We start from the raw sequence: 10,577 nt of genomic DNA on the forward strand, positions 1-10,577 counted from the left end.
TAGCCATAAAAACTAACTTAAATAGATCCCTAGCTCAATAGTTAAAACCTAAGTACATATTGATTAGGAGGTTTAGTAAATTGAACGTTTACGTGCTCTCAATAAAGGCTGAAGCTCAACAAAAATCTAAATAAAACTTGGCCACATATCACCCTCCAAAGTTTAGGAGGGCTATGACTAAACTTACTCTTGCTCGGCTTCGAGCTCTTCTACATTAACTTTTTGCAAACGGATCTCACGATCTGCCGAAGCAATGGTCTCTTTACGGTGTGCAATGATCACACGCGTCATATTCAATCGGCTTACAGCCTCATTAATATCCGACTCTAACGAGGTATCCAAGTGACTCGTCGCCTCATCCATAAACAAAATTTTAGGCTGTTTATAGAGCGCCCGCGCCAATATAATTCGCTGCTTTTGACCGCCAGAAAGAGATGATCCCATATCACCAATCAAGCTGTCGTAGCCCATTGGCATTTGGCTAATATCATCGTGGATAGCGGCTAACTGTGCGCAATAGACCACACGCTCCATATCAATGGGGGTATCAAAAAATGCAATATTGTCAGCCACAGAACCGGATAGTAGTTCATCGTCCTGCATCACCGCTGCGATTTGCTGACGATATTGTCTTGCACCAATTTGTTCAATCGGCACATCATCAATGAGCACTTCACCACTTTTGGCTTGATTGAGGCCTAACATAATTTTAAGTAATGTGGACTTTCCACAGCCAGACGGGCCCGTAATAGCCACCGATTCGCCCTCGTTGATATCTAAACAAAGGTTGTGCAAAACATCTGGCGTAGCATCAGAATATGAAAAACAGATATTTTTTAACTCTACCTTTCCTTTGACGGTATGTTTCTTCAGTTGCTCTGGTTGCAGAGTTTCCTTTTCGGTCAATGCAATATCGGCAATACGGTCGAAGTGCAGGCCCACCATCTTAAATTCAATCAGTTTTTCAATTAGGTTGGCTGTTTTGTCCATAAACTGGCGTTTATATGACATAAATGCAAATAGCATCCCGGTACTAAAGCCGCCTTCAAGCACCAAATGTGCCGCCAAGTAGACCACTAAGATATTTTCAATCCCAAATAGGGCACGGTTAATAGCATCATAACCAATTTGGAAATTGCCCAAGCGAATACTTTGATTAATCGCATTGGCATAGCGGTTTTGCCATTGCCCTTCTCGCTTAACTTCCGAACCAAACAGTTTGATTGTTTGAATGCCACGCACCGTTTCCATAAAGTTGGAGTTTTCTTCTGCACGGGCCATAATTTCTTGTTCACTGATGTTTCTAAATGGCTTATACATTGCGATTCTAACCAGCGCATACGCAATTACAGCCGCCAATACCACCAGCGACAGCGTTGGGCTATAAAAGAAAATCATCGCCAAAGTTATGATGGCCATTAAGCCATCAATAATTGCCTCGATTACGCCTGTGGTCAGAATTTGCTTTACTTGCTGCAACGAGCCAAACCTCGACACGACATCGCCCATATGACGCTTTTCAAAGTACGAAATAGGTAGACGCACTAAGTGATGGAAGAGGTTTGCACCTAGCTGGATATTCATTTGATTACCAAAATGCAGCAACGTAAACCCCCGCAACGCATTCGTGGCAATTTCAAACACTAATACTAAGAAAAAGCCCGTGGCTAGTACGGTCAATAGATTAGTATCTCCCGTAAGTACCACATCATCAATCACTAACTGAATGTAGTATGGGGCTGCAAGCGTAAACACTTGTAGTAAAATAGAAAGCAAGAAAATCAATAACAAAGAACGCTTTAAGCCGGTGATGCGGCTCCAAAAATCCGCAAACTTTAAGCTGGGTTTTTTCTCTTTTTTCTCAAAGCTCTTAGTTGGGGTAAGCTCTAGCGCGACGCCAGTAAAGTGCTTGGACGCCTCATCCAAGGTAAAGGTCTTTTCGCCCGACGCTGGATCGTGGATAACAATGCGCTTTTCGTTGGCTTTTTTTAACACCACAAAGTGATTCATATCCCAGTGCAAAATACATGGGGTTTGTAGTGCGTCTAAATCCTCTAATTCAATCCTCAAAGGTCTGGAGCTGAGTTCTAGCTGCTCAGCAAAATGCATGATATCCAGCAAGGTAGCACCTTCGATGGATATACTAAACTTTTGTCTCAATGTAGTTAGGTCACTGTGGTAGCCGTGATAAGCGGCCACCATTGCCAAACTTGCCAATCCACATTCTGCTGCTTCAGACTGCAAAATGATAGGCAGTGAATTCCTTGACCAAAACTGTAATTTTTGTACCGGAGAGTTATCTTCGTGATGCATACAAAGCCTTTTATTATCGTTATTGCAGCTTACAGCTGTCCTTTAATACTGAATACCGGATCAAATAACCACCTCAGTAACGAACGTTCTTCGATGATAATATCTGCGTCTAACATCATGCCTGCACGCAAAGGTGTAGACTTGCCATAGGCCTGAATATCTTGTTCAGACAAAGACACGATGACACGATAAGCTGGTTCACTGATAATCCCAGGAATGATGGCTTCTTCCGGTAAGATCAAACTGGTACTTATTTGTTTAATCTCTCCACCATAGATGCCAAACTTTTCATACGGAAAAGCGTGGTAACGCAATTTTGCTTGTTGCCCTTGTTCAATAAATCCGAAAGCAGATGTAGGGACATAAATGACGGCCTGCATCTGGCTGTTTTCAGGGATCACACTCAAAAGTTTTTGCCCTGAAACTACATTCTTGCCCACTTTTGCCAATAAGCCAGTTACAACACCAGCTTTGGGCGCTCTCAGCTCACCGAGTCTTTGCTGTTCAATGGACGTAAGTTGAATCTTTAGCTGAGCACGCTCAGACTTAAGTTGGTTAATACGCTCTTCATGACCTAATGGCAGCTTTTCTAGTTGTGTGTCGAATTGTTCTATTTGTGACTCTAAACTGAGTTTTTCTGTACGGATATTAGAAGACTGTTGTTGTAGCGATAATAAGGTATCTTTTTGTCTTTGTAATTCAAGCTCAGATATATAGCCAGTACCTTTTAACGTACTGATTTGGCTTACCATTTGCTTATTTAAATCAAGACGTTGTGAAAATGTAACCTGCTGGCTTGTCAATTCATCCAGACGTTTTTTAGCACTGACTTTTTGCAGCGTTAGCTCATTTAAGTCCAATTGAAACTGCTGCTCTTGTTGCGCAATTAAACGCTCAATATTTTTTAATTGAAAAGTATATTGATTCACCAAAGCCTGATTTAGTTCGAGTGCTTGAGTGCTGTGCTTGGCAGAAGCTATTCTTAAAATAGGCTGTTCGGCTTCTACAAATTGGCCTTCTTCAACGAGGACTTCAGCGACTATCCCCTCTTGTGACGCAACCATATTCAGGATCCCAGTATTTGGCTCAAGCACGCCCGATACACGCTCTTTTCGCGCATAGCTACCGACTGCAAGAAAGATAATACTGATGGTCACCACAAATAAGATCAGAAAGGTGAGTGTCTTAAACACGGGTGGTTGAACTAAACTCACAGCTCCTTCTAATCGGTGTCGCTTGTTCTCAAGTACTTCTTTGCGAAAGAGATTTTCCATAATAACTTGTACACCTGAATTAATTGTTTTTATTGTTAAATTTTAATTAACCCCTCCGTAATGTATCACTTTGGAAACCAGAAAGAAACGAGATACAAAAAAAGGGAATTAAATTCCCTTTTTAGTCATATTATTTAAGCTTTCTTCGTTGGCCTCTGCCATCCAGAGATATTTCGTTGCTTGCTTCTAGCAACAGCCAATTGCTCATCACCAACCGCGCTTGTGACCACAGAGCCAGCGGCCACTGTTGCTTGTGCACCAACAGTCACTGGCGCAACCAGCGACGAATTAGAACCAATAAAAGCCCCATCTCCGATAATGGTTTGTGATTTATTAACCCCATCATAATTACAAGTAATCGTGCCTGCACCGATGTTCACTTTCTCACCTACTGTCGTATCACCAAGGTAAGTAAAGTGATTCGCTTTTGAGCCAGAACCTAAGCGAGACTTCTTCATCTCGACAAAGTTGCCAACATGGGCGTTTTCTTCAAGTAATGCACCTGGACGAAGCCTTGCAAATGGTCCAACAGTACACAGAGCTTTGACTTGTGCTTCTTCAATAATTGAGTTTGCTTTGATCACAGCGCCATCGCCAATTGTGCAATCTTTTAGCACGCAGTTTGGTCCAATACGTACATTATTACCAATTGTAACTTTACCTTCGAAGATAACATTAACGTCTATTTCAACATCTTGCCCAGTAATCACTTCACCGCGTACGTCAATACGAGCCGGATCAGCTAGACTGGCACCATTTATCATTAATTCGTGGGCCTGACGCGCTTGATATGCACGCTCTAAAGCCGCAAGTTGTACACGGTTGTTTGCACCTTCCACTTCCATTGCATCATCAGGCTGCGCAGAACTTATTTCTACGCCTTCAGCATGTGCCATCGCAACAATATCCGTTAAGTAGTATTCGCCCTGAGCATTGTTATTAGAAAGTTGTCCCAACCACTTTTTCAATAGGCCGCCATTTGCAGCCATAATGCCGGTGTTGATTTCTTGAATTTTTAATTGTTCAGCGGATGCATCTTTTTGCTCAATAATACCGACAAGTTTGCCATTTTCGCGCAACATACGGCCATAACCAGTTGGATTCTCTAGCGTCACAGTCAATATTGCCAATCCTTCTTCAGGTGTCGCCGCCAATAACCTTTCTAGCGTTGAACGCTTAGTAAGAGGTACATCCCCATACAAGACCAATACGGTATCATCATCAGCAATGTGTTCTTTAGCCACGGCAACGGCGTGGCCAGTACCAAGTTGCTCTTCTTGCAACACCCAATTAACCGCGTTGTGTGATAAGTGTTCTTTTAATAATTCACCACCATGTCCGTAAACTAAATTAGTTGCTTTAGCACCCATAGCAACTGCATTGTCAATAACATGCTGAACCATAGGTTTACCAGCAACTGGATGAAGAACTTTAGGTAAATTTGAACGCATACGAGTACCTTTACCCGCAGCTAAAATAACTGTGTTTAATGCCATCTGTGATGAATCCTTTTTATTACTTACTATCTCCTACACATTTCATACACTTTAAGGCTGCCACTCCATGTGCACAGTCAAACATATTCGCAGTGTATAATCTGCTTCAGAAATGATTGCTGATATTTTAACTAGATTTATCTCAATTGATAGTCAAAATCATGGTTTGAATGCTCATCTGACGAGTACTTGCTATTCTTTATAAAAGTTTTTATCACATCAATGCATTAATTAGGTCTTACGCAACCCCTCACTAGTGCATTTTTTAACCACCCCTAACAAATTGCCAGCATTATCCTCAGATAACCAAGAAGCCAATCACAGTATTTCTCTTTCTTAATTCCCTCTTTTACGTCAACACCGCCAAAACCAAACCCCAAAAACCATCATTTCTCAATTGCATTTCTGCTTTAGGAACAAACTTTGTGATGGCTATAAAAAGCGTAAATACCGTTAAAAACACTTGTAAAAGTTCTAATTAAACTCTTTTTCAATATAACAAACCATAAAAATCAATAATTTAACACGAAACCTTATGTACAAATCATAACCTTCTAATAATTAACTTTTGGAAAATTCTTGCTAACTTAGGATTCAAGTTACGGGGCACGATAAAAACACCCCAGCCAATTAGGCAAACAACTTAAACAACAAAAAATTTTTACAAGCTCTATACAAAAACAAATAAGTAAAAGGACACAAAAAATGAAACTAGCTATCACAAAGAAGAACATCAAAAACCTAAGCCAAGACAAGAAGCGCCTTCCAGCTAATATGACTAAGTTCATCAATGGCGGTTCGATGGCTCAGCCTCAAGATAGCTCAGACACATCAGTAACTGTACCGTCTGGTCCAACTCATCAACTATAAAAAAACAACAACACAAAATACATAACAACAAATATATAGGACACGACCATGAAACTAGCAGTTACTAAAAAGAACATTAAAAACCTGAGCCAAGACAACAAACGCCTACCATCTGAAATGACTAAGTTCATCAATGGCGGCACAATGGCGCAGCTTCGAGATAGCTCAGACACATCAGTAACTGTACCGTCTGGTCCAACCCATCAACTATAAAAATAACAACACAAAATACATAACAACAAATATAAAGGACACGACCATGAAACTAACAGTTACTAAAAAGAACATTAAAAACCTGAGCCAAGACAACAAACGCCTACCATCTGAAATGACTAAGTTCATCAATGGCGGCACAATGCCACAGCTTAGAGCAGACAGCTCAGATACATCGGTCACAGGACCATCAAGCCCTAGCAATCAAGACTAAGGCCAATTAAAAACGTGATAACTCACAGATATATGTGATTGATATCTCCTTAAGGCATAAAAACCATACTTCTCAATAGTGGAGCACCGGATATGAGTTCAGCAATCATGACGCAGGCAACTGCAGAAATTTACACCCAGACCGCATTTAGTGAGGTGGTTAGTAAAATAGACAACGTCAAAAATGAAACTGAATTTCGCAATCTTGTATCGGAATTACAAGCGATATCTGCACCAAGCTTTTTGGCATTCATTGCCTTTGACCATCTAACGCCGACGTCAATTGAAAGCAAATTATTTGGCAATCAATCCAGTGCAATTAATCAATTATTACTCAGTGAAGAAGTGCGTGAGCACTGTAATAATGAATCCTCAGCGGTTTCATTAAGTCAGTTTGGAAGCCTATATCCACAGAATTTATATATTTTGCCAGTACATGCAGGTCACAATGAGCACGGAGCTTTGCTTTTGCAAATTGAAGATCCACAAGACGTTGAACACCTTTGTTGGTATTGGTCATCTATTGCCACATACCTAGTACACGCTTATATCAAGATTTCTAAACAGCGTCTTGTGGCCATAACTAAACGTGAGCGCGACTGCTTACTTTGGGCTTGCGAAGGCAAAACATCGTGGGAGATTAGTCAAATACTTGGTGTATCTGAGCGTACCGTAAACTTTCACCTATCCAACTGTATTGAAAAGACCAACAGTGCAAACCGACTTCAAGCAATTGCTAAGTGTGTCGTAACAAACATCATATAAATTTGAAAGGAACTACAATGCAATCGGTTAAATACATAGGACTGTGTGCGGCCATATTAACTACTGCGGCGTGCAATACCAATCAGATGCCACAACCAGTAGTAAAAATGAACAATGCTCTGCACGCTGACTCTGTAGCGCCATACAAAAATCTCTATGCTTCGCCGTTCACGGATCTGGGGCCTTATCATGAGATTGATACAATGGACTTTAAGACGCCTAAAGAGAATAAACCGATTGAAGACAGCATATTCAGACTTTCTTACTCGGGGTTTGACAAAACGCATGGCTACAATTATCGGGACAACCTTTACCCGGCCTCGGTAAATAGCCAGTCACGCAATATGATTACTTGGTTGGGCCATGCTAGCTTTCTAATTCAAGACGGCAATGGTAATAGCTTTTTGACTGACCCAGTGTTTGGCGAGTTTGATGGCATGATTGGCACTGTTGGGACAATGTTGTTTGATGAGTTAAAGCGTTTAGGGCCACCACCAGTAGAGCCCGAAGCCCTGTCTTTTGTGGATGGGATATTAATATCTCACGACCACTATGACCACTTCTCCAATGACACTCTATCAAAATTGGGAAGTGACTTAGATATATTTTTACCTTTGGGTATGCAGCATGAGCTCGATGGCAAATTTAACAGTGTATTTGCACTGGATTGGTATACGGACATTGAATACAAGAAAAACAAAATCCACTTTGTACCAGCCCATCACTACTCAAATCGAAGTATCTTCGACCAAAATGAAAGCTTATGGGGTGGGTGGATTATCAATACTGGCGAGCTAAAAATTTACTTTGCTGGTGATACAGGATACAGCCCTATATTTAAAGATATACAAAATGAATATGGCGATATCGATATTTGCATGATGCCGATAACAGCGTATGGCAAGCACTACAGAAGCGTGCACCTTTCACCAGAAGATGCGATAAAAGCAGCGCAAGATCTGCACTGTAAAATATTTATACCTTGGGGGTACGGCACATGGCAACTTGGTTTCGAGCATGTGAATGAGCCACTGCGCAGACTTGCCTATGCCGCTAAGGAGTTAAAACCGAATTTTAAAGTTCGTGTACTTGGTATAGGAGAGTCCTTTAAGTTCACAGAATTACTATAACCTTTTTACTTACTTGTTGTTCAAGCGCTCTTCAAGCAGCACCGTGTCCGTTGCTTGTTAAGGGCGCTTTTTTCATATTTAAACACCGCAAAACAAACACCTAATAAACCCAAACCTTTGCGCTATTTGGCCTACCCTAGTGCCTTTGGTGTCCGCCCATAAAAATACCTCTTTGCTCAGCAATAGTAACCGCAACACGCAACGACAAGACTTAGGTGCTAATTGGTACTCGCAACTCGTCAGGTTTAAATGCTAGAGCACGAAATCACCGCTTAAATCTGCAATATCAATGAGCTAACCCTGTATATTTCCTATGAACAACTGTGCATAAATACAATTTGGTACACGTGTACCTATACTCTAGATGAATAATGGCTAAGCTCACAATAGCAGCTAACTAAGTCGGAGTATTAATATAAGTTCGCCTTCAATTTCAACTGTTTAGTGCCGGCAACCTCTGTTGGTTTAAAACCTTAAACTCTCACGATTGCTGCACAGCGATTGGCTCCTGATGCAGACTATCGTCGAGCCAACAACGAGTGTTTGTTTAATATTGACCGCAGCCAGCTCCCATTGCCAATGTTGACTAACCTAGCGCAATATACTTGCGCTGCTAGTTGTCCAAGAACTGACTAGCAATCTACAGTCTGATCTTTAAGGTATGTGTATTGGCGTGTTTTTACTTACCAGATGCATTACCAACCTCCTCCTATCCAAGCTTGCGCCAGGCAAATCAACTGCAAAAAAGTTATTTTCAATAATTCGGAATAATTAATAAATCATAGCCTGCACTGACATACTTATAAAGAATCCATTTCCCAATCATTTTCAAGATAACAAGTAAGGGCAAGTGATTGTTTTAAATGCTTATTAACTTAATATAAGAAATTTGCAAGGTCATGAAATTAGCGCCACTATTATCTCACCAATGCTCATAAATTGCGGGAAAAAAAATGACTAATAACAATTTAGAAAACACATTTTCAGATATATTGAGTTTTAAACCCCTTATTGATAAAGCGGGAAATTTAGACTCACCGAGTCAAATCGAAGCATGGCTGAGTGACATTGCCGCCATCATTGAATGTGACACAATTCATTTAATTGGCTTTAAACCACAGTCACCCACGTCTTATCAACATCAAGTAATTGGGCATGAACACCATGCTATTGAAAATAGAGTGAATTTAGATACCACATATGAGCATTGCAGAGAGAGTCACACACCTTACTCAGTAGAAGTGAAGGGCAGTGAATATGGATTGATGATACCACTGCGCGGCGTAAGCGGCATTTTAGGCAGCGTATTGATCACAAGTGATACTTACATTGCACCACAACAACAAGAATGGCATTGGAGTATTTTAGGGCCTCACCTGTTGTTAGCATTAAAGCGCAGCTTCTCTAAAGACAAAATTAAAATTACCAAACGAGAACGTGATTGCATTCTCTGGGCTTCTGAGGGAAAAACATCTTGGGAGATCAGCCAAATACTGGGTATATCGGAACGTACAGTCAATTTTCATCTAAGCAACTGCATTGAAAAAACCAATAGCGCGAACAGACAACAAGCCATCGTTAAGTATCTATTCAATCACACTCTATAATCAGATTGTGGTATGAACTTACACCCCCAGGTAAGCACCCCTTTGACCTTAAACATGTGCAATATGATTTGCACTGAGTATGTTTAAGGTCGGGCTATTTTTCTAGTTTCACTCATCTTGCTAATTGCTATTCCACTTCCATTCAATACTTCCATTCAACGTAATTAAAATTACGCGCAACTTGCTTAATGCATTAACTTTTATATTGTGGTGTAGCACAAGAAACAAAGGCTTAGAAAACGAAAAAAGAGCCACAAGGCTCTTAATCAGAAAAGGTAAAGTTGTATTAATTTTTTAACGCATATTAATTGGACAATCACTGATGTGTGATGTTACCACTGTCCAACTGTAATTAGATGCGAGTTGATTTTTGATACCACCTGCAACACGCATTGTTTCTTGTGCCTTGATTTCAGAATTAGAGAGAGATAACTGTTTTACTTCGCGCTTTTTTAATTTAACTTTCATGATGTTGCCCTGTTTTTGTTTGTGTATGAGTTAAATATAAGCAACTTAATTGCCCCCAACAAGCTGCTAGATCTAGCAGGGTAAAGGACTAACTTGAGTAAGGCTGGCGTCCTTGCCAGAGAACGAAAAATTAAATCGGTATGTGCTCATCTCTGCGCACTTGGTTTTCGTCAGGTACATCATGTGCCTGTGCTGTGCCTCCTAACTGGCCCTACTCACCTGAGTAAG

General features: G+C 40.7%; 10 protein-coding genes. 6 read left to right on the forward strand and 4 right to left on the reverse strand.

Features of this window, described 5'->3' with window-relative positions:
• Positions 1-183: 183 nt before the first annotated feature.
• The 3 genes from N475_RS08505 to glmU all read right to left on the reverse strand — a co-directional run bounded on the left by N475_RS08505 (position 184) and on the right by glmU (position 5,083).
• Positions 184-2,313 carry a peptidase domain-containing ABC transporter gene (locus N475_RS08505; protein WP_063355927.1) on the reverse strand — a complete coding sequence of 710 codons (2,130 nt, stop codon included), beginning with the start codon at positions 2,311-2,313 and terminating at the stop codon, positions 184-186.
• Between the two features lie 29 nt (positions 2,314-2,342).
• Positions 2,343-3,587, reverse strand: a complete 1,245-nt coding sequence (locus N475_RS08510) for an HlyD family secretion protein (RefSeq protein WP_063355928.1) — start codon at positions 3,585-3,587, stop codon at positions 2,343-2,345.
• Between the two features lie 134 nt (positions 3,588-3,721).
• Complete coding sequence (gene glmU, locus N475_RS08515) at positions 3,722-5,083, reverse strand: bifunctional UDP-N-acetylglucosamine diphosphorylase/glucosamine-1-phosphate N-acetyltransferase GlmU (protein ID WP_063355929.1); 1,362 nt, start codon at positions 5,081-5,083, stop codon at positions 3,722-3,724.
• A 705-nt stretch (positions 5,084-5,788) separates the two neighbouring features.
• Between glmU and N475_RS25400 the strand changes: the two genes are divergently transcribed.
• The 6 genes from N475_RS25400 (at position 5,789) to N475_RS26170 (ending at position 9,881) form a co-directional block, all read left to right on the forward strand.
• Complete coding sequence (locus N475_RS25400; RefSeq protein ID WP_155730840.1) at positions 5,789-5,953, forward strand: hypothetical protein; 165 nt, start codon at positions 5,789-5,791, stop codon at positions 5,951-5,953.
• Positions 5,954-6,001: 48 nt separating this feature from the next.
• The gene (locus tag N475_RS25405) at positions 6,002-6,166 is read left to right on the forward strand and encodes a hypothetical protein (RefSeq protein ID WP_155730841.1); all 165 of its coding nucleotides are present in this window, start codon (positions 6,002-6,004) and stop codon (positions 6,164-6,166) included.
• 46 nt (positions 6,167-6,212) lie between these two features.
• Positions 6,213-6,380 carry a hypothetical protein gene (locus tag N475_RS25410; protein WP_155730842.1) on the forward strand — a complete coding sequence of 56 codons (168 nt, stop codon included), beginning with the start codon at positions 6,213-6,215 and terminating at the stop codon, positions 6,378-6,380.
• 92 nt (positions 6,381-6,472) lie between these two features.
• A complete protein-coding gene (locus N475_RS26165) occupies positions 6,473-7,144 on the forward strand; it encodes a helix-turn-helix domain-containing protein (RefSeq protein WP_063365058.1) in 672 nt (223 codons plus the stop codon).
• A gap of 17 nt (positions 7,145-7,161) precedes the next feature.
• Positions 7,162-8,274, forward strand: coding sequence for an MBL fold metallo-hydrolase (locus N475_RS08525; RefSeq protein ID WP_063365059.1), 1,113 nt, complete (start codon positions 7,162-7,164; stop codon positions 8,272-8,274).
• Positions 8,275-9,227: 953 nt separating this feature from the next.
• Positions 9,228-9,881, forward strand: a complete 654-nt coding sequence (locus tag N475_RS26170; protein WP_063355932.1) for a helix-turn-helix transcriptional regulator — start codon at positions 9,228-9,230, stop codon at positions 9,879-9,881.
• Positions 9,882-10,175: 294 nt separating this feature from the next.
• Here the strand turns inward: N475_RS26170 and N475_RS25415 are convergent, their stop codons facing one another.
• Complete coding sequence (locus N475_RS25415) at positions 10,176-10,349, reverse strand: hypothetical protein (RefSeq protein ID WP_155730843.1); 174 nt, start codon at positions 10,347-10,349, stop codon at positions 10,176-10,178.
• Positions 10,350-10,577 lie beyond the last annotated feature (228 nt).

Source organism: Pseudoalteromonas luteoviolacea DSM 6061 (assembly GCF_001625655.1).
Classification (GTDB): Bacteria; Pseudomonadota; Gammaproteobacteria; order Enterobacterales; family Alteromonadaceae; genus Pseudoalteromonas; species Pseudoalteromonas luteoviolacea.